The organism is Streptomyces sp. Wb2n-11 (assembly GCF_001049855.1).
In the GTDB taxonomy this organism is placed as follows: Bacteria; Actinomycetota; Actinomycetes; order Streptomycetales; family Streptomycetaceae; genus Streptomyces; species Streptomyces altiplanensis.
The window spans coordinates 1282694-1308814 of sequence record NZ_CVPB01000001.1 but is presented as its reverse complement, the minus strand read 5'-3'; the positions used below and the strand labels follow the sequence as shown (position 1 = coordinate 1308814).

Below are 26121 nucleotides of genomic sequence, written 5' to 3'. Positions count from 1 at the left end.
ATGTCGTCACCCATCGATCTGCTGCGCCGCCAGGTCAGCGACCTGCACCAGGACCTGGTCCGCTACAACCTCGTCGTCTGGACGGCGGGCAACGTCTCGGCCCGCGTCCCGGGTGAGGACCTCCTGGTCATCAAGCCCAGTGGTGTCGCGTACGACGAGCTGTCCCCGGAGAACATGATTCTCTGCGACCTGGACGGAAACGTGGTGGAGGGCGACCACTCGCCGTCCTCCGACACCGCCGCCCACGCCTACGTATACCGCCACATGCCCGAGGTCGGCGGAGTGGTGCACACCCACTCCACCTATGCCTGCGCCTGGGCCGCGCGCGGTGAGGCGGTGCCCTGCGTACTGACCGCCATGGCGGACGAGTTCGGCGCCGAGATCCCCGTCGGGCCCTTCGCGCTGATCGGGGACGACTCCATCGGCCGCGGCATCGTGGAGACGCTGCGGGGCCACCGGTCGCCCGCCGTCCTGATGAAGAGCCACGGCGTCTTCACCATCGGCAAGGACGCCAAGGCGGCCGTCAAGGCCGCCGTGATGTGCGAGGACGTCGCGCGCACCGTCCACATCTCCCGCCAGCTCGGCGAGCCGCTGCCGATCGCGCAGGACGACATCGACCGCCTCAACTACCGCTACCAGAACGTGTACGGCCAGCCGCGCGCTGCCCGGTGAGGAGCTTTCCCATGACGTCACTCGAGGGACGCGAGATCTGGTTCCTGACGGGCAGCCAGAGCCTGTACGGCGACGACACGCTGCGGCAGGTGGCCGAGCAGTCGCGGCAGATAGCCGACGCGCTCGGCGCCGACGCCGGCATTCCCGTCCGTATCGTCTGGAAGCCCGTCCTCACCGAGGCCGACGCGATCCGGCGCGTCTGCCTGGACGCGAACTCCGACGACGCCTGCATCGGCCTGATCGCCTGGATGCACACCTTCTCCCCGGCCAAGATGTGGATCGCCGGACTCGACGCGCTGCGCAAGCCCCTGCTCCACCTCCACACCCAGGCCAACGTCGCGCTCCCGTGGTCGTCCATCGACATGGACTTCATGAACCTCAACCAGGCCGCCCACGGCGACCGTGAGTTCGGGTACATCCAGTCCCGCCTGGGCGTCGCCCGCAAGACGGTCGCCGGACACGTCAGCGACCCGTCCGTGGCCGCCCGGATCGCCTCCTGGGCGAGGGCCGCCGCGGGCCGGGCCGAGCTGCGCGGCCTCAAGCTCGCCCGCTTCGGCGACAACATGCGCGATGTCGCGGTGACCGAGGGCGACAAGGTCGAGGCGCAGCTCCGCTTCGGGGTGTCCGTCAACACCTACGGGGTCAACGACCTGGTCGAGGTGGTCGACGCGGTCGCCGATGCCGACATCACCGCACTGGTCAAGGAGTACGAGGAGGCCTACGGGGTCGCCCCCGAACTGCGGGCCGGCGGGGACCGCCACGACTCGCTGCGCTACGCCGCGCGGATCGAACTCGGGATGCGCGGATTCCTCGACGAGGGCGGCTTCCGCGCCTTCACCACCAACTTCGAGGACCTCGGCGGTCTGCGGCAGCTCCCGGGCCTCGCGGTACAGCGCCTGATGGCCGACGGCTACGGCTTCGGCGGCGAGGGCGACTGGAAGACCTCGGTCCTGCTGCGCACCCTCAAGGTGATGTCCGCCGGCCTGCCCGGGGGCACCTCCTTCATGGAGGACTACACCTACCACCTGGAGCCCGGCCGGGAGCTGATCCTCGGCGCCCACATGCTGGAGGTCTGCCCGACCATCTCCGCGGGCGTGCCGTCCTGCGAGATCCACCCGCTGGGCATCGGCGGGCGCGAGGACCCGGTCCGGCTCGTCTTCGACGCGCACACCGGCCCGGCCGTGGTGGTCGGACTCGCCGACATGGGGGACCGGTTCCGCCTGGTCGCCAACGAGATCGACGTCGTCGAGCCCGCCGAGCCGCTGCCGAACCTGCCGGTGGCCCGGGCGGTGTGGCAGCCGCGCCCCGACCTGCGCACCTCCACCGAAGCCTGGCTGACCGCCGGAGGCCCGCACCACACCGTGCTGTCGAGCGCCGTCGGCGCCGAGGAGCTGGGCGACCTCGCGGACATCCTCGGCACCGAACTGCTGGTGATCGACGCGGACACCACGATCCGCCGGTTCACCCAGGAGATCCGCTGGAACCAGGCCTACTACCGCATGGCACAGGGCTTGTGACCTGAACCGGCTCTCCGTCGCCACCCGGCCGCGACAGAGGCCCACGGCGCGCACACGCCGCGGCGCCCGGACCGTTCCCACGGTCCGGGCGCCGCGGCGTTTCCGGGGTGCGGCGGCTTTGGCCGAAACCCTTGACTGACGGACTGTTAGCGTTAACAATCGCGCAACACGGTAGGAACGCAGCCTTGCGCGCCGCCGTTGTACGCCATCTGCTCAAGGCGTTGTGAGCGCTCTCTTCCGCGACCCCCTGCCCACGGCCCCGTCCGTGCGCCACCACCAAGGGACAGTTGTGACCCCCACTCCCATCCCCGCCCGCATCCGCACTCGCCCCCGTACCTGGATCGCCCTCGCGATCGCCGTCCTCGCCCTGCTCTGCACCACCGTCAGCCCGCCCGCCACGGCAGCCGCCGGCGCCGCGTACACCAACCCGGTGAAGTCACAGAAGGGCGCCGACCCCTGGCTGGAGTACTACGACGGCAACTACTACCTGGTGACGACCTCGTGGACCTCCGAGATCACCATGCGCAAGTCACCCACCCTGGCCGGCCTCGCCGACGCGCCCAGCGTGCAGGTGTGGTCCGACACCACGCCGTCCCGCTGCTGCAACATCTGGGCGCCCGAGATCCACTTCTTCGACGGCCGCTGGTACCTCTACTACACGGCCGGGGAGGGCGTCGCCGACTACAACAAGACCCAGCGCACGCACGTACTGGAGAGCACCGGGTCCGACCCGACCGGCCCGTACCGCTACAAGAACCGGCTGTACGACCCGGCCAGCGACAACTGGCTGATCGACGGCAGCGTGCTGCGGGCCGGCGGAAAGCTGTACCTGCTCGGCAGCGCCATGGGCAACGGCACCCAGAACCTGGTCATCGCGCCGATGAGCAACCCGTACACCGTCAGCGGCCCGCTGCGCACCCTCTCGACGCCGACGCACGCATGGGAGCGCCAGGGCGCCCCCGTCAACGAAGGCCCCGAACCGCTCTACCGCAACGGCAAGACCTTCATCGTCTACTCCGCGAGCTACTGCACCACCGCGGACTACAAACTCGGTCAGCTGGAGCTGACGGGCACCGATCCGCTGAACGCCTCGTCGTGGACGAAGAAGGCCGCCCCGGTCTTCCAGCGCAACGACGCGGCAGGCGTCTACGGGCCCGGCCACAACGGCTTCTTCACCTCGCCCGACGGCACGGAGAACTGGATCGTCTACCACGCCAACGACCGGGCGAGCGAGGGCTGCGACAACGGCCGTACCACCCGCGCCCAGAAGTTCACCTGGAACGCGGACGGTTCGCCGAACTTCGGCGCCCCGGTGGCACTGGGCACCTCCCGCCCCGGCCCGTCGGGTGAGAAGACGGCCACACCGACGTCGTACACCCTGGTGAACCGCGGCAGCGGCAAGTGCCTGGACCTGGAGAACGCCTCCCCGGCCGACGGGGCGAACGTGCGCCAGTGGACCTGCACCGGCCACGCCGCCCAGAAGTGGCGCATCGAGGACCAGGCCGACGACACCAGCCGCCTGGTCAACGTCGCCAGCGGCAAGGCGCTGGACGTCGCCGACTGCTCGACCGCGGACGGCGCAGACCTGCGCCAGTGGTCGTGGATGAACAACACCTGCCAGCGCTTCCGGATGGTGGTCAGCGACACCGGCGGATGGGTGCGCCTGGTCAACGCCAACAGCGGCAAGGTCGCGGACGTCGCCGACTGCTCGACGGCGGACGGCGCCGACGTACGCCAGTGGTCCTGGCTCGCGAACCCCTGCCAGCAGTGGCAGCTCAAGGCCAACTGACCCCCGCCCCCGCACCCGCACAGGAGAAAGACACCGCGATGAGAATCCGCAAGCTCTCCGGCGCCCTCGCCGCCGGCGCCGCGATGCTGGCCGCTCTGCTGCTGCCCGCACCGGCCCATGCCGCCGTGCCCGCCTCACCCGCCGTCTCGTACACCAACCCCCTGGTGAACCAGCGCGCCGACCCGCACATCTTCAGGCACACCGACGGCTACTACTACTTCACCGCCACCGTCCCCGAGTACGACCGCATCGTCCTGCGCCGGGCCACCACCATCCAGGGCCTGTCCACCGCCCCCGAGACGGTGATCTGGACCAAGCACGCCACCGGCGACATGGGCGCGCACATCTGGGCCCCGGAGATCCACTTCATCGACGGCAAGTGGTACGTCTACTTCGCCGCCGGACGGGCCGACGACGTCTGGAAGATCCGGATGTACGCCCTGGAGAGCTCCGCGGCCAACCCCCTGACCGGCGGCTGGACCGAGAAGGGCCGGATCGCCACCCCGATGGACAGCTTCGCGCTGGACGCGACCACCTTCGTGGTGAACGGCGTCCGCTACCTCAGCTGGGCGCAGAAGGACCCGGCGATCGACACCAACTCCAACGTCTACCTCGCCAGGATGGCCAACCCCTGGACCATCACCGGCACCCCGGTCCGCCTGACCGTGCCCACGTACGGCTGGGAGACCGCCGGCTACAAGGTCAACGAGGGCCCGGCCGTGATCCAGCGCGGCGGCAAGGTCTTCATGAGCTACTCGGCGTCCGCGACCGACAGCAACTACTGCCTCGGCCTGCTCACCGCCTCCGCCACCGGGGACCTGCTCGACCCCGCCGCCTGGAAGAAGAGCCCGGTCCCCGTCTTCACCAGCAACGCCGCCACCGGCCAGTACGGTCCGGGCCACAACTCCTTCACCACGTCGGAGGACGGCAGGAGCGACGTCCTCGTCTACCACGACCGCAACTACAAGAACATCACCGGTGACCCGCTGAACGACCCCAACCGCCGCACCCGCGTGCAGAAGCTCTACTGGAACGCCGACGGCACGCCCAACTTCGGCATCCCGGTCGCCGACGGCGCCACACCCGGGCGCCTGTCCTCCGCCAACTTCCCCGACCACTACATCCGGCACTGGGAGTACCGCGGCAAGCTGGAGGCGGACGTCACCAACCTCGCCGACTCGCAGTTCCGCACCGTGACCGGGCTCGCCGGCAGCGGCACCGTCTCGCTGGAGTCCGCCAACTTCCCCGGCTACTACCTGCGCCACCGGAACGGCGAGGTCTGGGTGGAGAAGAACGACGGCACCACCGCCTTCAAGGGCAGCGCCAGCTTCCACCAGCGGCCCGGCCTGGCCGATGCGGCCGGCGTCTCCTACGAGGCGTACACCGCCCCCGGCCAGTACATCCGGCACTTCGACTTCCTGCTCCACCTGCAGAGCGCCGGCACCACGCTCGCCAGGCAGGACGCCACGTTCCACCAGCAGTGACCTGAACTGATCCGGTCCCGAACCTGGCCCCGACCCCGTGCTCCGACCCTTCCGTCCGGCCGCGCCCGTCACCCGGGGCGCGGCCGGACCCGTGTGCGGTCCCGTACGGACGGGCCCCGCACACACGAACGACTCCGCCCGGTCACCGGGACCGGGCGGAGTCGGGAGGGCGGGCGGAGGATCAGGAACCGGCCTTGCGCTTGTTGTAGACGTCGAAGCCGACGGCCGCGAGGAGCACCAGCCCCTTGATGACCTGCTGGTAGTCGGTGCCGATGCCGACCAGCGACATTCCGTTGTTCAGCACGCCGAGCACCAGACCGCCGATGATCGCGCCCAGTACGGTGCCGACGCCTCCGGAGGCCGAGGCGCCGCCGATGAAGGCCGCCGCGATGGCCTCCAGTTCGAAGTTGATGCCGGCCTGTGGTGTGCCCGCGTTGAGCCGCGCCGCGAAGACCATGCCGGCCAGCGCGGCCAGGACGCCCATGTTGACGAAGGCCAGGAAGACGATGCGCTTGCTCTTCACGCCGGACAGCCTGGCGGCCGGCTCGTTGCCGCCGATCGCGTAGGTGTGGCGGCCCAGGACGGAGTTGCGCATCACGTAACCGAAGGCGACGAGCAGCGCGCCGAGGATGAGCAGGACGATCGGGACGCCGTGGTAGCTCGCGAGCAGCAGGGTGAACGCCACGACGGCCGCGGCGATCGCCGCCAGCTTCGCCAGGAAGAAGCCCATGGGGAGCAGTTCGAGACCGTAAGAAGCCGCCTGGCGGCGACCGCGGATCTCCTGGAGGACGGCCACGACCAGCACGCACAGACCGAGCAGCAGGGTCAGGTTGTGGTAGTCGGTGTACGGGCCGACCTCGGGCAGGAAGCCGCTGCTGATCTCCTGGAAGCCCTTGGGGAAGGGAGCCACCGACTGGCCCTGCAGCAGGATCTGGGTGCCGCCGCGGAACAGCAGCATGCCGGCCAGGGTGACGATGAACGAGGGGATGCCGACGTAGGCGATCCAGAACCCCTGCCAGGCACCGGCCACCGCGCCGATCAGTAGCGCGATCACCAGGGCGAGCGGCCACGGCATGTCGTGCTTGACCATCATCACGGCCGATGCGGCGCCGACGAAGGCGGCCAGTGAGCCGACCGACAGGTCGATGTGCCCGGCGATGATGACGATCATCATGCCGATGGCCAGGATGAGGATGTAGCCGTTCTGCTGGATGAGGTTGGTGATGTTCAGCGGCTTGAGCAGGGTGCCGTCGGTCCAGATCTGGAAGAGCACCACGATCAGCGCGAGCGCGACCAGCATGCCGTACTGCCGGATGTTGCCGCGCAGCGTCTCCAGCAGCAGCGCGCCGACGCCGCCCTTGCCGGAGGACCCGGCGCCGGGGGCGGACGCCGGTATGTTCTCTGTCTTCACCTGGGCCATGCCTTACACCTGCTCGTTCTGGGTTGCCGCGCTCACGGTCATGAGGCGCATGAGGGATTCCTGGGTCGCGTCCGCACGGTCGACCTCGCCGGTGATCCGGCCCTCGGCCATCGTGTAGATCCGGTCGCACATGCCGAGCAGTTCCGGCAGTTCCGAAGAGATGACCAGCACGGCCTTGCCCTGGGCGGCCAGGTCGGCGATCACCGTGTAGATCTCGGCCTTCGCGCCGATGTCGATGCCCCGGGTGGGCTCGTCGAGGATCAGCACCTCGGGCTCCGAGAAGATCCACTTGCTGAGGACGACCTTCTGCTGGTTGCCGCCGCTCAGCTTGCCGGTCTCCGCGAACACCGTGGGTGCCTTGATGTTCATCGTGGTGCGGAACCTCTCCGCGACCTTCGTCTCCTCGTGCTCGTTCACCCAGCCGCGCCGGGAGACCTTGCCGAGGGCGCTCAGCGAGATGTTGCGGCTGATGCCGTCCATCAGGTTGAGCCCGAGGTGCTTGCGGTCCTCGGTGACGTACGCGATGCCGTTGCCGATGGCCTCCGGCACCGTGCGGGTCCGGATCTCCTTGCCGTCCATCAGCACCCGGCCACCGGTGCGGCGACCGTAGGAGCGGCCGAAGACGCTCATCGCGAGCTCGGTGCGGCCGGCGCCCATCAGGCCGGCTATGCCCACGATCTCACCGCGCCGCACGTTGACCGACGCGCCGTCGACGACCTTGCGGTGCAGGTCGATCGGGTGGAGTACGGTCCAGTCCTCGACGGCGAAGGCGACCTCGCCGATGTCGGGGGTGCGCTCGGGGTAGCGGTGCTCCAGATCGCGCCCGACCATGCCCCGGATGATCCGGTCCTCGGAGATCCCCTCGGCGCCGACCGCGATCGTCTCGATGGTCCGGCCGTCGCGCAGGATGGTGACGGCGTCGGCGACCCGGGCTATCTCGTTCAGCTTGTGCGAGATGATGATGCAGGCGATGCCCTGGGCCTTGAGCTCCAGGATGAGATCGAGCAGCTTGCGGCTGTCCTCGTCGTTCAGCGCGGCCGTCGGCTCGTCCAGGATCAGCAGCCTGACCTCCTTGGCGAGGGCCTTGGCGATCTCGACCAGCTGCTGCTTGCCCACGCCGATGTCGGCGATCCGGGTCTGCGGGTTCTCGTGCAGGCCGACGCGTGCGAGGAGTTCCTTCGCGTGCGTGAGCGTCCGCTGCCAGCTGATGAGGCCGCGCGTGGCGTGCTCGTTGCCCAGGAAGATGTTCTCCGCGATGGACAAGTAGGGGATCAGGGCGAGTTCCTGATGGATGATCACGATGCCGCGCTGCTCGCTGGCCCGGATGTCCTTGAAGGCGCACGGTTCGCCGTCGAAGAGGATCTCGCCCTCGTAGGAACCGTGCGGGTAGACGCCGCTGACCACCTTCATCAGGGTGGACTTGCCGGCGCCGTTCTCACCGCAGATGGCGTGGACCTCGCCGGGGGCCACGCTCAGCTCGACGTCGGAGAGCGCTTTGACACCGGGGAAGGACTTACTGATCGAACGCATCTCGAGGAGGGGTCCGGCCATGGTGGTGCATCCGTTCGACTCGGGGAGGTACGGGCGGGGGCGGCCGGCCGTGGCCTGTCGCCCCGCCCGTACCACCGGCTCTACGGCCCTGAACGGGCCGGTCGTGGTTACTTGAGCTGGTCGGCGGTGTACTGGCCGGAGTCGACCAGCACCTTGCGGTAGTTGCCCTTGTCCACGCTGACCGGCTGCAGCAGGTAGGCCGGGACGACCTTGGCGCCGTTGTGGTACTGCTTGGTGTCGTTCACCTCGGGCTTGCCGCCGGTGAGCAGGGCGTCGCCCATCTGCACGGCCACCCGGGCCAGTTCGCGGGTGTCCTTGTACACGGTCTGGGTCTGCTCGCCGGCGATGATGGACTTCACCGAGGCCAGCTCGGCGTCCTGGCCGGTCACGATCGGCAGCGGCTTTCCCGCACCGCCGTAGCCGACGCCCTTGAGGGACGACAGGATGCCGATCGAAATGCCGTCGTAGGGGGAGAGCACCGCGTCGACCCGGGCCGACGTGTAGGCCTTGCTGAGCAGGTTGTCCATCCGGGACTGCGCGACACCGCCGTCCCAGCGCAGGGTCGCCACCTGGTTGAACTTGGTCTGCCCGCTCCGGACGACCAGCTTCTTGTCGTCGATGTACGGCTTGAGGACGCTCATCGCGCCCTTGAAGAAGAAGGTGGCGTTGTTGTCGTCCGGGGAACCGGCGAACACCTCGAGGTTGAACGGGCCCCTGCCGTCCTTGAGGCCGAGCCGGTCGACGATGTACGTACCGTGGAGGACCCCGACCTTGAAGTTGTCGAAGGTCGCGTAGTAGTCGACGTTCTCCGTGCCGTGGATCAGGCGGTCGTAGGAGATCACCTCGATGTTCGCGTCGGCGGCCCTCTGGAGCACGTCGGTGAGCGAGGAGCCGTCGATCGCGCCGATCACCAGCAGCTTGGCGCCCTTGGTGATCATGTTCTCGATCTGCGAGACCTGGTTCTCCACGACGTTGTCGCCGTACTGCAGGTCCGTCTTGTAGCCCTTGGCCCGGAACTGCTTGGCGATGTTGTTGCCGTCGTTGATCCAGCGTTCCGACGATTTGGTGGGCATGGCGATGCCCACGAGGCCGCCCTTGTCGTCGCCCTTGTCCGCGTAGGGGCCGACGCCGTTGGCGCTCTGGCCGCAGGCGGCCAGCGTCAGTGTGAGAGCCGCCGCAGCGAGGCCTGTCGAAACCTTCCGCACTTTTCCTCCAGTGATATGCCGTGATCGGCGTGACCTCGGCGGGGGCCTCGGGTCTGTCGAGCGGGAACGGGCCGGGCGCTGTGCCGGGAGGCGGGCGGGGCCGTACGTACGGGCTCGGTCCGCTGGCTGCATCCGGTCCGGCGGCTGCTCCGACGGGCTCGCCCGTGCTGGCTCCGGTCATCCCTCCGACCTGGCGTTACAAGAGTGTTAACGCTAACAGAACCAACGTCAAGGCCCCTGAGATCACCGTTCCATATCGCAGCGCCGCGGGGGAGCGCCATGGGCGGCGGGGGCGGTGTTAGCGATAACATTCGGAGGTGGCGGAACGCTGACGCTGCTACAAGACCCGTCGGCCGCAGGTGTTCCTACGCGAAGTAACGCCGGACGAGGTCGTTGCGGAACTTCCCCGTCGGATCGCACGTGGCCATCAGTTGCCCGAAGCGGTCGTAGTGCTCGTAGAGCCCGCGCACGGACTCCGGGCCGGCGATGAAGAGCTTCCCCCAGTGCGGCCGGGCGCCGAAGGGTGACAGCGCGTCCTCGACGACGCGCAGGGCCGTCGTCGCGGCGGCCGTGTCGGGCAGCCAGGTGAAGTGGAAGGCCACCGAATCGCGGTGACAGGCTGGGCTCAGCCAGAGGTCGTCGGCTGCGACGCTGCGTATCTCCCCGATCTGCAGGTGCGGCGCGATCCGCTCCCGGACCCGGTGCAGTGCGTCGAAGGCGGCGGCGGCGTCCTCGCGTGCCACGAAGTACTCCGACTGCAGCTCGTCGCCGCTGCTCGGGGTGTGTTCGAGCCGGAAGTGCGGAAGCCTGGCCTGCCAGGGGCCGGGGACGCCCGACTGCGGGGTGCACGACTCCGGCGGCATTCCGGGTACGGGGTGCCGGGCGCCGTCGGAGAGCGCGGCCCCGAGCCACTGCTCCGGCGCCGGTCGCGGCCCCTCGGCGCCCACCCGCCGCTTGAGCCACACCTGGTCGATCCGGTCGCCCTGCCACCGGGTGAAGAGGCTGACGCTGTACGCCGCCGACATCACCTCGTCGAACCCCCGGCGCAGCGCCTCGTGGGGCAGCCCCTCGTAGACCCACTGCTGGATGTCGAAGGCCGGCACCAGGTCGAGCGTCAGCCGGGTGACGATTCCCAGGGAGCCCAGGGCGACCACCGAACCGGCGAAATGCTCGTCGCCGCGGGCCAGCGACACGACATCGCCCGTGGCGCAGACGTAGTCGAGCGCGCGCACGGCCGAGGCGAGGCTTCCGTTGCGGACCCCCGAGCCGTGCGTGCCCGTGGCGCAGGCGCCGGCGACCGAGATGTGGGGGAGCGACCCGAGGTTGTGCAGGGCGAACCCCGCCTCGTGCAGCGCTCCCGTGAACTCGCCGAAGCGCAGGCCGGAGCTCACCGTGACGGTCCCGGCCCGCCGGTCGACGTCGATCACCTTGGGCAGGCCGGACGTGGACACCAGGTCGCCGCGGGTGTCCGCGATCGCGTTGAACGAGTGACCGGTTCCCAGCGCGCGCACGGAGGGGCTCCCGGCGACCAGCTTCTGCAACTCCTCGACGGAGGTGGGGACGTGGAACCGCTGTGCGCCGAACCGTATGTTGCCTGCCCAGTTGGTCACTGCTTCGTTCATCGCCCGTCCATTCGTGGTTGTCGCCGGGTGTGCCGAGTGCGCCGGGTGCGGCGCTTCCGGGAAGCGGAGACCGTACGGTGCCCCGCCCTCGGTGACGAGCCGGGCGTACATGGTGGACAGCGGCGGCGGTGCACTCACCGGGGAGACTGGGCCAGTGGCGGGGCGCGGCCCTTTCCGGCGCTTGGATGTTAGCGCTAACAGGAAAAGGCCGTCAATGACTCCGACGGGGCGGCACCGGCCCCCGCACCGGTTCTGGGGCGCCTGCTGGTGCCGTGGTCCCCAGAGGGGAACACGCTTCCTCGCGGCTCGCGTTCCGGTCCGCGATTGCCGGGTACGCCACATGCATGAACCATGACCCGATGACCACAGCGCTCCGCTGTCCCCGCGCCGGTGATGCCGGGACCGTCCGCACACGCCCCGAACCGCCGTCTCCTTCCCGGCCGGGCGTCCGTCGCCGAAAGGGTGCGTCGGATGACGGCCGATGAGACGGGGGCGGCATGGCTGGTGACGGAGGCCGGCGCGGGCGCCCCTCCGAAGGAGCTTCCGCGACGCCTGTGCAGTGCGGTGTGTGAGGGCCTCGGGGCGGACGGGGCGACGCTGTCGCTGCTGACCGACACACCGTCACGGCAGTTGCTGGGCGCCTCGAACGCCACCGCGCTGCTGCTGGAGGAGATCCAGTTCACCGTTCTGGAGGGCCCCTGCATCAGCGCGGCGGCCGGCGGTGAGCCCGTGGTGGTGAACGACCTGCACGGCGCGCCCACCCCGTGGCCCTTGTTCGGGGCGAGCATGCGCGAACAACTCCCCGAGGTCCGGGCCGTGTACGCCTTCCCGGTGTACTTCGGCGACTACGTCCTGGGGGCGTTGGACGTTCTCGGCCTTCGGCCCGACGCCCTGGACGAGGACGCCGTGAAGCAGGGGCCGCAGGTGGCCGACGCCGTGGCGGCGGCCCTCGTACCGGCCCGAGAACAGCTGATCACGGGGAAGGAGGCGCCCGCCTGGGAACCGGTGGACGTCGTCCGCGCCCACTGGTTCGACACGCGGCGTGCCATCGGCATGGTGGCCGCGTGGCGGGGGGTGGGTCCCGAGGACGCCCTGGCTCTCCTGCGGGCCCGCGCTTTCAGCACCGGACGGACCCTGGCCGACATCACCGCCGACATCCTGGGCCGTCCGCCCCACACGCCGTAGCCGCAGGAACGCGGCTGCATGGTCCGGGTCCCGTCGCGCCACGGCGCCCACCCGCGGGGGACCGCGCCCGGAGGGTCACCAGAGGGACAGCGGTGGCTTCACCCGGGTCCGTGCCATTCGCAGAGCAGAACGGTGGCGTCGTCGGTGAGCCTGCCGTCGTGGTGGTCGAGTACGGCGCGGACCAGGCGGCGCAGGGTTTCGGGGACGGGAAGGCCGTCGGCCTGCCGGCGGATGATGAAGTCGACGAAGCGCTCACGCCCGAACTCGTGGCCGTGGGCGTCACGCGCATCGGTGATGCCGTCGGTGTAGAGCAGGAGCCGGTCACCGGGCTCCAGCTGCTCCCGGCACGGGACGACGGGGAGTCCGAGATCGGTCCCCAGCGGGTGGGAGGGGGCACAGTCCAGGGCGGTGGTCCAGCGACCACCGCGGACGAGGACGGGCGGGTGGTGCCCGCAGTTGATCCAGGTGAGCAGCCCGGTACCGAGATCGAGATCGGCCAGGATGCCGGTGGCGTACCGGTTGAGGGTGAACTGCTCGACCAGCATCGTTTCGATGGCCAGGGCGGCTTCGGCGAGTCCGACGCCCTGTCGCCGTTTGCTGCGGCAGGTGGCCATGGCCAGGTTGGCGAGGAGACCGGCGGCGGTGTCGTGGCCCATGGCGTCGAAGACGGCCAGGTGGGCGGTGTCGCCGGCCAGGGCGTAGTCGAAGGCGTCCCCCGCGGTAGCGTAGGCGGGTTCCATGGCGCCGGCGAGGGTCACCCTCGCGTTGGCGAAGGTACGCGGCGGCATCAGGGTCCACTGCATCTCGGCGGAGACCGACAGGGGGCTGACACGGGTGAGGCGGGCGTAGGAGTCGCTGTGGTGGCGCTTGGAGACCAGGAGCAGGCCCAGCAGCGATGCCAGGTCCCGCATGCTGTCGTGGCCCGCCCCGTCCGGTTCGGCGTCGGTTTCGACGCGGAGCACGCCGAGCCGCTCGGTGCCGTCCAGAATCGGCAGCCAGTGCTGCGGACGGCCGCCGACGGAGGTGGACAAGCCCTGCATGACCTGGAAGACCCGGCCGGGCAAGGTGGCGTCGATGCGCATCTCCTGCCCCCCGAGGCCCGCGTCGATCCCCTCCCCGGTGACTTCGCGCAGCACCTCTTCCCGCAGATCGGCCACGAAGATGCGCGCCCGGTGCAGGCCGGCTTCGGCGGCGTGCCGGTCCACCAGGGCGGGCAGCTGCTCGAAGGTGACCAGATGACTGGCGCGCAACAGCGCGGTGAGCATGCGCGCGGAATCATGGAGCGTGGTCATGGCAGGACCCGTCGGACGGGGACAGCCCGCGTCCGCCCGTCGGCCTCGACGATGAGGGGGTCGCCGTCCTGCTGCGCGACAGACGGAAACGAGGAGCCCGAGATGGCTGTCTGCGTTCAGCGTACGGCTCGGATCTCGCCGCGGGACCGCCGACCGGCCCGTTCCCGTGCCACGCGACTGTGTGTCCTGTGCACCGGCCGGCCGGTACCGCGGGCCGGCCGGCCGGGGAGCCGGGTCCGCGGCCCCGACCCCGGCCGGCACGTTCCGGGGCGCGGCAGGCGGTACGGGTGCCGGGCCGGCGCGGGAACCTCGCATCGGTTGTTTCCTTCGGAGGCACAGGGGCACCCGGGTCCGTGACTCGGGCTTCGCCGTAACACCGGAGGTGCGACGTGGGACGTTTGAATCGGGTGGCGCTCGGTCTCGCCGCATTGGCCGCCGGGGTCTCCGTCCTGCGCAGGGCCCGGTCGCCACGGGCGTACGGGGACCGGGCCGGCGATCGCTGGCTCACGGTGACGGTCAACCGTTCGCCGGCAGACGTACAACCCGGCGGCGCACTGCCCGCCCCCCTGGACAGGTTCGGCGACAGGCTGGAGGCCAGGATCCTCCCCGCCCCCGGCGACCGGGGCACGGAGCTGGCGGTACGCCTGAAGGAAACGCTCCCGGCCCGGGTGACTTCCGTGCCCGCGAGGCTGACGGGCAAGGACCCGCGTCAGGAGGTCCGGACCGCGTTGCGGGACGCCAAGGCTCTGCTGGAAGCGGGCGAGGTCATGAGGCCGGACGCCCCGCCCACCACGCACACCACCCCTGCGGGCAAGGTCGTCGGGCTGTTGAGCCGCCGTTCGGGCGGGGAGGGAGTGCTGTGAAGGCGCTGTGCTGGGAAGGCGTGAACAAGCTGTCCGTCGAGCGGGTCCCGGACCCGGAGCTCCGCAACGACCAGGACATGATCGTGCGCCTGATCGCCGGGACGACGTGTGGCTCCGACCTGCACCTGATCGGCGGGTACATCCCCGCGATGCGGGCCGGGGACGTCATCGGGCACGAGTTCCTCGGTGAGGTCGTGGAGACGGGCCCCGGAGTACGCCGCCACAAGGTGGGCGACCGGGTCGTCGTCTGCTCGTTCGTCGGCTGCGGACGGTGCTGGTACTGCGCCAACGACCTGTGGTCCCTGTGCGACAACACCAACACCAACCCCGGGATCGGCCAGGCCATGTTCGGCTACGAGGCGGGCGGGATCTTCGGCTACTCGCACGCCATGGGCGGCCTGCGCGGCAGCCACGCCGAATATGTGCGCGTCCCCTTCGCCGACTACGGGGCCTTCGCCGTGCCCGAGGGGATCGACGACACCAGCGCCCTGTTCGTCTCCGACTCCGTGCCCACCGGCTGGATGGGAGCCGACCTCGCCGGCGTCAAGCCCGGCGACGTCGTCGCCGTATGGGGATGCGGCGCCGTGGGACAGATGGCGGCCAGGGCGGCGATCCTCCTCGGGGCCGAGCGCGTCATCTCCATCGACCGCCTCCCCGAGCGGCTCGCCATGACCAGGAAGCACATCGGTTCCGAGACCATCGACTACACCTCCACCGATGTCGCCGCCGAACTCCGCGAACGCACCGGCGGCCGCGGCCCGGACGTCTGCATCGAAGCCGTGGGCATGGAAGCCCACAGCGACGGCCCCATGCACCTGTACGACCAGGCCAAACAGCAGCTGCGCCTGCAGACCGACCGGCCCACCGCCGTACGCCAGGCCATCCACGCCTGCCGCAAGGCGGGCACCGTGTTCATCCTGGGCGTCTTCGCCGGCGCGGTCGACAAGTTCCCCCTTGGGGCGGTGATCAACAAGGGCCTGACCGTACGCGGCGCACAGCAGCACGGGCAGCGCTACATCCCGATGCTCCTGGAGCGCATCGCGGCCGGAGAGATCCAGACCTCGCATCTGGCGACCCACACGCTGTCGCTCGACCAGGCCCCCACGGCGTACGACATGTTCAAGCACAAGAAGGACGGCTGCGTGCGGGCGGTCATCCGCCCCGGCACACAAGGAGCGCCGTAGCCGCCGGGGCGGGCAGCGCGATCGCGGCGGCCCCGCTGCCCGCGGGGCAGAACGGGTGTCCCTCCGCGATCCGGACGACGACAAGCTCCAAGTGTTCCTCGCGCGGCTGGACGCGTACGGGCCCGGCCGGGCGGAGAGCGCGTGTACGGCCGTGTTCGCGTACGCGCAGACGTGGACATGGTGGTCAATGCGATGCCGTTCCGTACCGCGCGGCCGAGAATCTCCGGCGCAACGGCGCAACGGCGCAACGGCTCACCCGAACGGCCCTGACCGTCTCGCGGGCTCCGGCCGTCCGGGTGATCTGAGGAGGCAACCACGGCCGACAATCCGAACTCTCCCGGCGCGACCGGAACCACACGCATGCGGCAGGCGGACGAGGACCGTGGCGGCTCCGGCGCGTGTGCGCGCGGCGGAACCGTGTTCGCAGGTGTCCTGCTGCTCGTCGACGGAGTCCTCACCGTGCTCAACGGCATCGCGGGCATCGCCGAGGACAACATCTACGAGCGGATCGGGGACTACGTCTACAAGTTCGGCCTCACGACGTGGGGCTGGATCCACCTCGTCATCGGCGCCGTCCTGATCCTCACAGGTCTCGGCATTCTCAAGGGCGGCGCGGCGGCCCGTGGCCTGGGCATCGGCATGGCAGCGCCGAGTGTCGTCGCCGACTTCCTGTGGCTGCCCTACCAGCCGGTCTGGGCGATCATCGCCATCGCGCTCGGCGTCTTCGTGATCTGGGCCCTCGCGACGGACCGCTCGGTCGCCTGAGAAGGCCGCCGAGGAGAGCCGGTGCGCCGCTGCCCCTCCCCTCGCAGGGCACGCTCTCGCCGAGGGACCCGCGGACCTGCGCGCTCGTGTCGTCCGAGGGCGTGCGGGACTGGCCCTGTCCGCCGCGCTTCGACTCCCCGCGCGCCTTCGCCGGGCTGCTCGACCATGACCCGGGTTGCTCCGTCGGGACGAAGAACCCGGGGCGGGGCCGGGCGGCGGGCAAGGGCGCCCCCCGGCAGCCTCGCCGCCTTCACGGACCCGAGTGGCTCGGGCGTCGTTGCTCCGCACTGCCGGCGGAACGCCCACCGATGCGGAGCGCGATCAACGGAAGGACGAGCACCGAGATCATGGCGGCACCGACGAGCGCCGCGGCCTCGTCCGTGCCGATGGTGTCTTCGTCCAGGCCGATCGTGGTGATCGAGGTGACTCCCGTGGTGTGGACACACCTGACAATGGATCTCGACGGTCCGGGAAGGTGTAGATCCGTATGGCACGGCCCCGGAAGTACGGTCCGGAATTCTGGTCCGACGCGATCGCGTTGTGGCGGGCCTCGGCCGGCAGGCGGACGTCCAGGGACCTCGCGGCCGATCCGAACGTCAGCCCCGAAACGCTGAGGGCCCGGGTGCGTGCCGCCGGCGGCCGTCCGGCCGCGTCCGGTGTGCCGGGAGACGCCATGGACGAGCTGGTCCGGCCGCGCGCGGAGAACGCCCGGCCGGCCGAGGCGGAGAAGGAATGGCAACTCGAGCGGGAGATCCCGCGGCGGGCGGCGGCCTGTTCCGCCCGGGAGATGAAGTGAAGACCGCCGCCTGGGACCTCGTCCCCGCCCACGCCGAGACGTTCGGCATCAAGCGGATACGCCAGGCCCTGGAAGTCTCCCGCTTCGGCTACTGCCGGTGGATCGCCGACGCAAAAGCTCGGGAAGACTCAGCCCAAGGCGCCGTTCGCCGGGGCCGGTTTGCGCCACGTGGTGTCCGCGGCGACGGCGGTGGCGGGAGCCGGCGATGCGCCTCCGCCGGAGACCAGTGCGGCTCCGGCAGTGACGCCGGTGAGTGCTCGAGTATGGCGCGGCGCGAGAATTCGATGGTCAGGAGGCCCCTTCGGGAAGGCGTCGTGCCCGCCAATACAGGAACGCGGCGGCACAGGTCAGAACGACGGCAAGGCCAGCCGGCACGTCGACGAATCCGTTGACCGACGCGGAAACGTGCTCCACCGTCGAGCCGTCGGAATAGACGCAGGCATTGCGAAGGGGCCAGTAATCCTGCTTCAGGCTCGCCAATGGGACGCCGGCCGGGTTCCTTTCCTCGCACAGCTCCGGGAATGGTCCTCCCAGGGTTACGGAGAACCAGCCTCGATTCGTCAGCAGGATTCGGTGGCTGACCTGCTCGGCAGTTCGCCCGTAATGTCCTCGTGCCGTTCGAGGTGGGCCGTCGCGTGACGCCGCGGGTGCGCCGGGCTCCACGGGCCCGGAGTGCTGCCGGTCTTCTCCTTCCTGGTCTTTGTCTCGGCAGTGCCCGGCTGTCAGGTGACAGCTGGGAGGGCGGTGAGCCGCTGCCAGCAGGTGGTGAACGCTTCTGCCCAGGGCCAGGTCGCGTCGATGCGCAGCCATCGGCGTCGGGCGTGGTCGGCGAGGCGGGCGGGCAGGTGGTAGAAGCGGAAGCGCATGGTCTTGGGCTCGGCGTCGGCCAGAGCCTCGACGTCGTGCAGGGCCAGCAGCCGCACCCAGGCGTCGAGATCACTGGCGAGGTTCGCGGCGAGCATCCAGCCGCGGTTCACTTCCCAGGAGGCGGAGGGCAAGTTGTCCAGTCCCGTCGCCTTGTTGGTGCGCACCCGGTCCTCGACGCCGGCGTGCGAGCGGTGCAGCACGTCGAGGAACTGGCTGTGGCCCGAGCCTACGATGCCCCACATGCGCCGGATATTGGTGGCGGTGATGCAGTACCGCCAGCCGGTCTTCTTCTCGAAGGCGGTCAGTTTCTTCAGGTGCCGGCGGGTGGGCCTGACGCGCCGCACGATCAGCCGCATGCCCTCCGGCCAGCCCTCGCGTGTGTTCAGCCCGGTCAACTCGGCGACGAAGTAGCCCTCCTGGAGGCTGCCGTCCTGGTGCACGGAGGTCTCCCAGGCGGCCTCGGGCAGGCGGGCGATGGCCTTCTCGTCGTCTTCGGTGATCTTCCAGCCGACGGTGTAGCGGACCGTGCGCCGTGTGGTGTTCAACGCTTCGAGGTGTTCCAGCAGTCCGTGGGTGGCTCCCGCCCCGTCCACCCGGACGAGGATCTTCGCGGCCGAGGAGCCGGGGATCTGGGCGAGGGCGTCGGTGAGCACCGTGATGTGGTCGGCCACCGTGTTTGCTCCGGCATTCCCCGGGCGCAGGCACATGGCCAGGGACTCGGTGGTGTTCGCGCACCACGCCGCCAGCGGATGAAACCCGAATGTCTTTTTGAAGGTGACCGCTGCCCCGGCCTTCTTCGATGCCGCGGTGATGATGGTGGCGTCGATGTCGATGACGATCCAGCCGGTCAGCCGTTTGCCCGCCACGGTCAGCCAGGGGAAGCCGCCCGGCCGCAGATGCAGCAGACTCCACACATGCCGGCGCACCCGGGCTCGTGCCTTCGCAATCTTCGCCAGGACTGTCTCGTCGAGCGCGGCCAGGGTGCGGCGAGCGGTGGAGTCCGAGGCCGACGGCCCGAACAACGGTCGGTGATGAAGCTGGAGTTGTTCGGCCTCCGACAGGTTCACCGCCCCGAGCGCGATCGCGACGGCCAGGTGCACCAGCACGCCCGCCCGTTCCCGCCAGCCGGCCGCTGTGCTGGACGGCAACTCCTTCGCCAGCGCCCCGGTGAGCCCTGTGCGGTCCGCGCACCGGCGCAGCAGCACCGCACCGGCATGCCCGATCAGTCTCTTCCCGTCAGCCACCACGGACAGCCGACGGTCCCACCCTGTACTCTTGCTCACCAGATTGGTGCCCTGATTCTTGCAGCGGATACGACGTAGACACTCGCATCCTCGCAAGTCAGCGGCACCATTCTGCTATCGGGGCGTCAGGTCACCGAATTCCGCTGAATATCCAGGGCCAGCCGTAGCAGTACACGGCCGTGGCCGACAAACCGGAGATCAGGGCGAGAACCGCACAGATCCTAGACGGCGAACGGGGCGGGTTCCTCAGCATGAGAACGATCGACAGGATGCACGCCGGCACAGCCGCCACACTGGTAAGCAGGAGCAGGCCCATCAAAGGCGCCGGCATTGCGTCCCCCTCCTGACCCGTTTTCGCGGACGCGCGGAACCGTGTGATTTCTTCCGTTTCCCGCACCAAGTGTTTCCCATGGCTGGGCAAGTTGTCCGGTCTGCCGCTTTCGGCGCGAACCCGGTGTCGTCGGTGATCAGCACGCCGCCCGGGCCGAGCCGTTCAGCAATGTACGCGCGGGTCCAACGAGCTGCCCGCCGCCCTTGCGGGCTGCCTGTCCCAGCAGAACCCGGACATGGTCCCGCATCCGCATCCGTCACCGCAGATCCGCCCGGCCGAACCGGCCCGCCACCCGAGCGAACACCGACCCCGATTCGCCATCCCGGCAACTGGCTTCAGCCATTCCCTCCGTACCAGGACAACGACAGCCACCAGCTCACTCAGGACGCGAGCCGCTGCTGGAGTGCCGACCGGGCACCCCAACGCTCAGCCTCGAGGCTGTCGACCGTCTGCCTGCTCCTCCCCGCCGCCGAAAAGGCGTCCCCCTGCGGCACCTTGTAGCAGTTCCGCAACACGCACAGAGTCTTCACACCGTATGACTTCATGCGAAGATTTCGTCTCCCGCGCTCCGTGAGTCGGGCCGGGGTTACAAGGGAGAACCTTCGTGAAAAAAACGACGTTCAGGGCCATGGTGGGCACCACATTGGCGGTTGCCGCCGCAGCTGTCGTGCTGCCCGCCACCGCGGGTGCCTCTTGGTACGAGGCTGCCGTTCCCGCCGGCTCCGGCACCGCCGGCCGCCCTACCACCGACTCCTTCGGGCGGGCTGTGGATGCCGTACTGACTGAGCGGACGGCCGCCCTCTTGGACGGCTCCCCGCACCGCCGACGGGCCGGGGCGCTCGCCAGTCGTGACGTGCACTTGTCCTCGGGCCTCGTGCGGTCGGAGGACCACACCGAGGCCTCGCTGCGCGACCGGAAGAAGCGGCTGCGTGAACTGGGCGAGGCGTACACCGCGGCCGACACCAAGGTCAAGGTGAACGACATCGAGGTGCGCGGCGGCAAGGCGTCGGTCCGTGTCACCGAGACCACCACGCTCACGTACGAGAAAATTCGTGGCAACGAGCCGGCAACCACCGGGTTCCAGGCGCACCACGAAGTCGACTTCACCCGGACCCCGGGCGGCAGGTGGGCGCTGACCGGCATACGGCCGACGGACACCGGTCTTGTCGCGGTCAACGCTCCGCTCAAGGCTCCGCAGGCCAAGTCGGCCGCCGCCGACGGGCTGCCGGTGGCTGCTCCCGCGTCCACCAGGCGGCCCTCGCGGGTGCCCGCTCCGAAGCCGACCAGCAACGGCAGCGGCCTCAACTACGCGGCGATGGGCGCGTACGCGGAGAAGTACTGGAGCAGGTACAACCCCGCCTACCCCTCGTACGACAGTGCTGGTGCCGGCGGCGACTGCACCAACTTCGTCAGCCAGGCGCTGAAGGCGGGCGGCTGGAAGCACGCCCCTGGTTCCTGGGACGACTACCGGAAGTGGTGGAGCGACCCGAAGCTGGGCAACACCCTGTCCTTCGTGGGCGTCAACGAGTGGTCGTGGTTCGCCCTGTCCAGCAAGCGGACGACCAACCTCTCCAACGTCTGGGAGATGGGTGTCGGTGACGTTCTCCAGATGGACTTCAACCGGGACGGGTCGAAGGACCACACCATGATGGTCTCGTACCGGGACCGTCGGGGCACCCCCTACCTGACCGCCCACTCCACCAACACTTACCGGAAGTCGGTGGCCAGTATCGTCGCTTCCTACCCGAGAGCGAACTACTTCGCCTACCGCACCTGACGAACGGCCCCGCCCTCCGCCGCCGGGGGGCGGGGCGCACAGCTCGACGTCCTCGGGCCCACGCGTTCCATGCCCGCCGGGACAGCCGGCGCACCCGGCCGGCGGCGGGCCTTGAACGCGGAAGTCCGAGCGCGAGCCCATCCGCCGACGCCCGCTTGCGGCCACACGGCGGGATCCGCCTCAGCCCACTCCGTTCCCGACCGGCATGTCTGGAAACCGTGGTCAGGGACACCGCAGTCAGGGACAGTGCATTCAAGGTCCCTGCAATCAGGGACAGCGCAATCCAGCTCCAGCGACTCCGGCCTCGACTGCCCACCCCTGCCGGGCTGTTGTCGCTCGCCAGGAGGCACGGGCCTCTTGTCCCTCAGCAGGGCAGGCGCCTGTGCGCATGGGGCGCTGGGCAGCGCCAGGAAGGGCAGCCACTCCGTGTCCGGCAGGAGGGGGCCGGTCGCCCGTTCTATATTTGTCTGGCCGTGCCGGACATGCCTTGCCTTCACATCAGGAGAAGCAATGATGAGCCGAAGCGCCCGCGGACGTGGCCGCCGACGAGCCCGCCAACGCAAGCGCGGCCGCATCGCACTGATATCCGTCTCCGTGCTGGTACTCGCGCTGATCACGGTCTTTCTCGGGAAATCCCTGATCAGCGGTCCGGACGGCAGTGCCGCAGCCGAGCCTTCCGTCACCGACGACCCGACCATCCGTGCGAAGAACAACAAGGCGGGCAACGGACCCAACGCCCGTAAGCGCGCCCAGCGCTGGGACGGCAAGGTCGAGGTACTGGGGGACGGCTCCACATCGCACACCGGGCCGCAGCCGGGCCAGCTGAAGCCGAAGAAGCTCAAGCCGGGTCAGAAGCCTCCCCAGTTCGTGGTGTTCTCCTGGGACGGCGCACTCGAGGGCGACGATCGCCTCTTCTCCCACTTCCGCCAGGTGGCCAAGGAGAGTGACGCCCACATGACGTTCTTCCTTACGGGCATCTATCTGCTGCCCAAGTCGAAGAGCGACCTCTACGACCCGCCCATGCACAGCCGCGGTTCCGCCGCGATCTCCTATCCCACCGACGACCACATCAGGACGACACTGGCCCAGCTCGGCGACGCCTGGAAGGACGGCCACGAGATCGGCTCGCACTTCAACGGCCACTTCTGCGGGCCCAAGGGCGGCGGTGACTGGAGCGTCGACGAGTGGGCGAGCGAGATCAAGCAGGCGTACGACTTCGTGAAGAAGTGGAAGACCAACACCGGATTCAGCAGCCTGCCGCCCCTGCCCTTCGACCCCGACCGCGAATTCGTCGGAGGCCGTGCTCCCTGTCTGGAGGGCCAGGAGAATCTCATATCGGCGAGCAAGGACTTCGACTGGCGCTACGACGCCAGTTCGCCGGGCGGATTCCAGGCTTGGCCGAGCAAGAAGAACGGCATCTGGGACTTCCCGCTGCAGTTGTTGCCCTACCCCGGCAAGGACATCCAGGTGCTCTCGATGGACTTCAACTTCCTCTACAACCAGTCGAAGGGCGAGACGGACGGCGACCCGGCCCAGTTCGGCACGTGGAAGCAGACCACCACCGGCGCTTACATGAACGGCTTCAACCGCGTCTACTACGGCAGCCGGGCTCCCCTGTTCATCGGTAACCATTTCGAGCAGTGGAACGGCGGCATATACATGGACGCCGTGGAGGACCTGATGCGGGAGGTGTGCCCACGCGAGGACGTCGAGTGCGTTTCCTTCAGGGAACTGGCCGACTGGATGGACGCCCAGGACCCTCAGCTCCTGGAGCAGCTGCGCTCACTGGACCCCGGTCAGGCGCCCTTGTGGAAGACGCTGGTCAAGTAGGAACTGGGCGAGCTCGGCCCAGTGCCCGCCCGGAGCCGGCGGTGCGCCCTCACGGACGGGACGTCACCGCCCGCATGTAGTCCTTCCAGATGTCGACCGGCAGGGGGCTGCCGGGCTCCTTCCCGGAAGAGCCCGCCACCCCGTCCAGCGGCAGCAGGTCCAGTTTGCGCAGGTCCATCCGGTACAGCACGACGGCTGTGGCCTCCTTCCCGGTGTACCCGATGAACCAGGCGGCCTTGTTGTCCTCCGTCGTCCCGGTCTTGCCCGCCGGTTGCAGGCCCGCTATCTGTGCCTCTTTCCCGGTTCCCTCCCGCACGACCCCTTGCAGGGTGCCGGTCACCTGCTGTGCCACCTCGGCCGTGAACGCGCGGCGCGACCGGACTGCGGGCAGTGGGATCTCGTCTCCGTTGCGGGTGACCCGGAGTACCGAGAACGGCTCCGTCTGCTTGCCCTGGGCGGCGAAGGTCTGGTAGGCCGCTGCCATGCGGATGGCGCTGGGGGTGGAGTTCCCGAGCGAGAAGGCGGGCACCTGCCGGCCCAGGCTGGAGGGCAGCAGGCCGGCGTTCTGCGCGTGGTGGCGGACCCGGTCCAGGCCGACGTCCATGCCGAGCTGGAGGAAGGGCGAATTGACGGAGTTCATCATCGCTTTGTCCAGGCTGATGGAGCTGCCCCAGGACGTGCGGCCGTCGTTCTTGCCCTTCACGATCTTGCCGTTACGGTCCCAGTAGGGCCCTTCGGGTGTCATGACGGGGGCGTTGTGCCGGCCGTCGTACAGGCTGGAAGGTGTGACGGGGTGGCGCTTGCCGTCGCGGTCGCGTACGACGCCGTCGCTGAGGGCGGCGGCGTAGACGAAAGGCGCGAAGGCGGACCCGGCAGGAACCGTGACCGCGTTGGACTCGTTGAATCCCTGCTTGAGGAAGCCGGGGCCTCCGTACAGGGCGACGATCTTTCCGTCCGCGCCGACGGTCGTCGCTCCCGTCTTGACGAAGGTGTCGGACTTCCGGTCCTTGGGCGCGAGTTTCTTCCGGGCCTTGCGGACGGATTCCTCCAGGGCCTCCGTCTTCTTCTCGTCGAACGTGGTGTAGATCTGGTAGCCGCCGCGGTCGAATTCGGCTTCCGAGACCTTCCCGTTGCGAGTGACGTACGATTTGGCGAGTTCGACGAGGTAGCCCTGCTGGCCGCTCAAGTCCGTCCGCCCGCCTGTCACCTGGGTCGGTTCGGGGAACTTCGTGTACTTCGCCCGCTCGGCGGGAGAGAGCTTCCCGATCTCGACCATCCGGTCCAGGGTCCACTTCCAGCGCTCCACGGCCCGTGCGCGGTTGCCCTCACCCAGCGCCGGATCGTACAGGCCGGCGCCCTTCAGCAGGGAAGCCAGGAACGCTCCCTCACTGGCGTTCAGCTCGGTCGCCTCCTTGCCGTAGTAGGCCTGCGACGCACGCTGGATGCCGTACGTGCCGCGGCCGAACCAGCTGGTACTGAGGTAGCCCTCGAGTATCTCGTCCTTGCTGAACTCGTCGTCGACCTTCAGCGCGAGCATCATTTCGGTGAACTTGCGCGAGAGCGTCTGTTCCTGGCTGAGGTAGGCGTTCTTGACGTACTGCTGAGTGATGGTGGAGCCGCCCTGCGTCTCACCGCCGCTGACCATGCGGGTGACGGCGCGCATGAGGCCCGAGGGGGAGATGCCTGGATCCTTGTAGAAACTGGCGTTCTCCGCGGCGAGGACCGCCCAGCGGACGTCCTCCGGGACCTTTTCGAGGGGCATGTCCTGTCGGCTGACCCAGCCGGTGCGCGACATCTTGGAACCGTCGGCCCAGTAGTAGATGTTGTCCTGCTGAGTGGCGAAGGAGTTCAGGTCCTCGGGTATGTCGGTGCGCCAGTAGGCGATGCCCACAACGGACATCAGGAGACCGGCACACCCCAGTACGGCGCACACCAGCTGGCGCGGGGACGGGATCCAACGCCGGTAACCCTGCCGGTGCGGTCGCGGGTACTGCGGCCGCACGCGCTTCATCAGCGCACGCAGCCGGTCGACCGGAACCCACGAAGGCAGGGACCGGGACGTCAGCGCCCGCTGCACGAACACCCGCCTGGTGCTCAAGGAGGAGCGCGACCGGCCCGATCGCCGGGTGGCCCGCCGAGATCCGGTCCGAGATCTTGAGGACGCCGCCCGCCGTCCACGGTCAGTCGGCTTGCCCCGCCTACCCATGGGACATCACCACACCCACCTGGACCACATCACACACGACGACCACAGCCGACATCGCTTCTCCCATGAAGATCAGGGCCGGGCTGCAAGCCCGCAGCCTCCCCACAGGATGCTACGAGGCCCTCGCCGCCAGTTCCGAAGCCATGATCCACATCGCGTCGATCGACAGCCTCGCCCCACACGCCACGGGCAAGCTCACACCAGCCCGGCGAGGAACCTCCTGGGACCCAAGGGTAATTGGCCCGCATTGAACGTCTTCTCGAAGGGGGCGGTGACCAGACGGCGACCGTGAACTCCAAGGCCCCGCTCCTCACCGCTCCCACCCCAGCCACCGCGGCACGGCCGGCGCGGTGATCCCTTGCTGAAGCGCGGCTTCGGTGGTCTTCTTCCGTATCAGCTGCGACTCGGGGGCGGTTCTCCGCCGGGGGCGCGATGCGGAACACCGCCCGGGGTGCGACGAGGGGAGTACGGAAGGTCGCGGCAGCGGGACCACCGCAGGCCATGATGGCTGCCCAGCCGAT

General features: G+C 69.3%; 18 protein-coding genes and 1 pseudogene. 11 read left to right on the top strand and 8 right to left on the bottom strand.

Annotated features, from left to right (window positions below; translation table 11 throughout):
* The 4 genes from BN1555_RS05780 to BN1555_RS05765 all read left to right on the top strand — a co-directional run bounded on the left by BN1555_RS05780 (position 1) and on the right by BN1555_RS05765 (position 5462).
* Complete coding sequence (locus tag BN1555_RS05780) at positions 1 to 672, top strand: L-ribulose-5-phosphate 4-epimerase (protein WP_093798377.1); 672 nt, start codon at positions 1 to 3, stop codon at positions 670 to 672.
* Between the two features lie 11 nt (positions 673 to 683).
* Entirely contained in the window at positions 684 to 2189 is a 1506-nt protein-coding gene (gene araA, locus BN1555_RS05775; RefSeq protein ID WP_093798376.1) for an L-arabinose isomerase, read from the top strand.
* 340 nt (positions 2190 to 2529) lie between these two features.
* On the top strand, positions 2530 to 3978 hold the full coding sequence (locus BN1555_RS05770; protein WP_255306367.1) for a family 43 glycosylhydrolase: 1449 nt from the start codon (positions 2530 to 2532) through the stop codon (positions 3976 to 3978).
* Positions 3979 to 4061: 83 nt separating this feature from the next.
* Positions 4062 to 5462 carry a family 43 glycosylhydrolase gene (locus BN1555_RS05765; protein ID WP_255306366.1) on the top strand — a complete coding sequence of 467 codons (1401 nt, stop codon included), beginning with the start codon at positions 4062 to 4064 and terminating at the stop codon, positions 5460 to 5462.
* A 181-nt stretch (positions 5463 to 5643) separates the two neighbouring features.
* Here the strand turns inward: BN1555_RS05765 and mmsB are convergent, their stop codons facing one another.
* The 4 genes from mmsB to BN1555_RS05745 form a co-directional block, all read right to left on the bottom strand.
* Positions 5644 to 6882, bottom strand: coding sequence for a multiple monosaccharide ABC transporter permease (mmsB, locus tag BN1555_RS05760; protein ID WP_093798374.1), 1239 nt, complete (start codon positions 6880 to 6882; stop codon positions 5644 to 5646).
* 3 nt (positions 6883 to 6885) lie between these two features.
* Complete coding sequence (gene mmsA, locus BN1555_RS05755; protein ID WP_093798373.1) at positions 6886 to 8433, bottom strand: multiple monosaccharide ABC transporter ATP-binding protein; 1548 nt, start codon at positions 8431 to 8433, stop codon at positions 6886 to 6888.
* A gap of 107 nt (positions 8434 to 8540) precedes the next feature.
* A complete protein-coding gene (gene chvE / locus BN1555_RS05750; protein ID WP_093798372.1) occupies positions 8541 to 9638 on the bottom strand; it encodes a multiple monosaccharide ABC transporter substrate-binding protein in 1098 nt (365 codons plus the stop codon).
* 365 nt (positions 9639 to 10003) lie between these two features.
* Complete coding sequence (locus BN1555_RS05745) at positions 10004 to 11260, bottom strand: FAD-binding protein (protein ID WP_093798371.1); 1257 nt, start codon at positions 11258 to 11260, stop codon at positions 10004 to 10006.
* A gap of 471 nt (positions 11261 to 11731) precedes the next feature.
* Between BN1555_RS05745 and BN1555_RS05740 the strand changes: the two genes are divergently transcribed.
* A complete protein-coding gene (locus BN1555_RS05740; RefSeq protein WP_176709964.1) occupies positions 11732 to 12445 on the top strand; it encodes a GAF and ANTAR domain-containing protein in 714 nt (237 codons plus the stop codon).
* A gap of 98 nt (positions 12446 to 12543) precedes the next feature.
* Here the strand turns inward: BN1555_RS05740 and BN1555_RS05735 are convergent, their stop codons facing one another.
* Positions 12544 to 13737 carry a PP2C family protein-serine/threonine phosphatase gene (locus BN1555_RS05735; protein ID WP_255305897.1) on the bottom strand — a complete coding sequence of 398 codons (1194 nt, stop codon included), beginning with the start codon at positions 13735 to 13737 and terminating at the stop codon, positions 12544 to 12546.
* Positions 13738 to 14126: 389 nt separating this feature from the next.
* Here BN1555_RS05735 and BN1555_RS05730 point away from each other — a divergent pair, with 389 nt between their 5' ends.
* From BN1555_RS05730 to BN1555_RS05720, 3 genes are all read left to right on the top strand, one after another.
* The gene (locus BN1555_RS05730) at positions 14127 to 14600 is read left to right on the top strand and encodes a hypothetical protein (RefSeq protein WP_255305896.1); all 474 of its coding nucleotides are present in this window, start codon (positions 14127 to 14129) and stop codon (positions 14598 to 14600) included.
* Positions 14597 to 15784, top strand: coding sequence for a zinc-dependent alcohol dehydrogenase (locus BN1555_RS05725; RefSeq protein ID WP_093798367.1), 1188 nt, complete (start codon positions 14597 to 14599; stop codon positions 15782 to 15784). The genes BN1555_RS05730 and BN1555_RS05725 overlap by 4 nt, the downstream gene beginning before the upstream one ends.
* Positions 15785 to 16144: 360 nt before the next feature.
* Positions 16145 to 16549 carry a DUF7144 family membrane protein gene (locus BN1555_RS05720; protein ID WP_093798366.1) on the top strand — a complete coding sequence of 135 codons (405 nt, stop codon included), beginning with the start codon at positions 16145 to 16147 and terminating at the stop codon, positions 16547 to 16549.
* Between the two features lie 250 nt (positions 16550 to 16799).
* On the opposite strand, the pseudogene BN1555_RS40140 reads toward BN1555_RS05720, so the two are convergent.
* Positions 16800 to 16976 (bottom strand): annotated as a pseudogene (locus BN1555_RS40140) (cation:proton antiporter); the annotation flags it as partial.
* 60 nt (positions 16977 to 17036) lie between these two features.
* Between BN1555_RS40140 and BN1555_RS38845 the strand changes: the two are divergent.
* Positions 17037 to 17345 (top strand): hypothetical protein, encoded by a 309-nt coding sequence (locus tag BN1555_RS38845; RefSeq protein WP_176709963.1) that lies wholly within the window; start codon positions 17037 to 17039, stop codon positions 17343 to 17345.
* Positions 17346 to 18067: 722 nt separating this feature from the next.
* Here the strand turns inward: BN1555_RS38845 and BN1555_RS05710 are convergent.
* A complete protein-coding gene (locus tag BN1555_RS05710) occupies positions 18068 to 19495 on the bottom strand; it encodes an IS1380 family transposase (protein WP_255305895.1) in 1428 nt (475 codons plus the stop codon).
* Between the two features lie 896 nt (positions 19496 to 20391).
* Between BN1555_RS05710 and BN1555_RS05700 the strand changes: the two genes are divergently transcribed.
* Together BN1555_RS05700 and BN1555_RS05695 are read left to right on the top strand one after the other, a co-directional pair.
* Positions 20392 to 21564: an amidase domain-containing protein gene (locus BN1555_RS05700; RefSeq protein WP_255305894.1), complete on the top strand. Its 1173-nt coding sequence runs from the start codon at positions 20392 to 20394 to the stop codon at positions 21562 to 21564.
* A gap of 513 nt (positions 21565 to 22077) precedes the next feature.
* Positions 22078 to 23394, top strand: coding sequence for a polysaccharide deacetylase family protein (locus tag BN1555_RS05695; protein WP_255305893.1), 1317 nt, complete (start codon positions 22078 to 22080; stop codon positions 23392 to 23394).
* Between the two features lie 49 nt (positions 23395 to 23443).
* Here the strand turns inward: BN1555_RS05695 and BN1555_RS05690 are convergent, their stop codons facing one another.
* On the bottom strand, positions 23444 to 25294 hold the full coding sequence (locus BN1555_RS05690) for a transglycosylase domain-containing protein (protein ID WP_369688946.1): 1851 nt from the start codon (positions 25292 to 25294) through the stop codon (positions 23444 to 23446).
* Positions 25295 to 26121 lie beyond the last annotated feature (827 nt).

Coding starts and splice junctions, on each gene's coding strand:
- mmsB (WP_093798374.1), bottom strand. CDS start 6,882: ATGGCCCAGGTGAAGACAGAGAACATACCGGCGTCCGCCCCCGGCGCC.
- mmsA (WP_093798373.1), bottom strand. CDS start 8,433: ATGGCCGGACCCCTCCTCGAGATGCGTTCGATCAGTAAGTCCTTCCCC.
- BN1555_RS05735 (WP_255305897.1), bottom strand. CDS start 13,737: ATGACCACGCTCCATGATTCCGCGCGCATGCTCACCGCGCTGTTGCGC.
- BN1555_RS05780 (WP_093798377.1), top strand. CDS start 1: ATGTCGTCACCCATCGATCTGCTGCGCCGCCAGGTCAGCGACCTGCAC.
- BN1555_RS05720 (WP_093798366.1), top strand. CDS start 16,145: ATGCGGCAGGCGGACGAGGACCGTGGCGGCTCCGGCGCGTGTGCGCGC.
- BN1555_RS05740 (WP_176709964.1), top strand. CDS start 11,732: ATGACGGCCGATGAGACGGGGGCGGCATGGCTGGTGACGGAGGCCGGC.
- BN1555_RS05765 (WP_255306366.1), top strand. CDS start 4,062: ATGCTGGCCGCTCTGCTGCTGCCCGCACCGGCCCATGCCGCCGTGCCC.
- araA (WP_093798376.1), top strand. CDS start 684: ATGACGTCACTCGAGGGACGCGAGATCTGGTTCCTGACGGGCAGCCAG.
- BN1555_RS05690 (WP_369688946.1), bottom strand. CDS start 25,294: ATGTCCGTTGTGGGCATCGCCTACTGGCGCACCGACATACCCGAGGAC.
- BN1555_RS05745 (WP_093798371.1), bottom strand. CDS start 11,260: ATGAACGAAGCAGTGACCAACTGGGCAGGCAACATACGGTTCGGCGCA.
- BN1555_RS38845 (WP_176709963.1), top strand. CDS start 17,037: ATGGCACGGCCCCGGAAGTACGGTCCGGAATTCTGGTCCGACGCGATC.
- BN1555_RS05695 (WP_255305893.1), top strand. CDS start 22,078: ATGAGCCGAAGCGCCCGCGGACGTGGCCGCCGACGAGCCCGCCAACGC.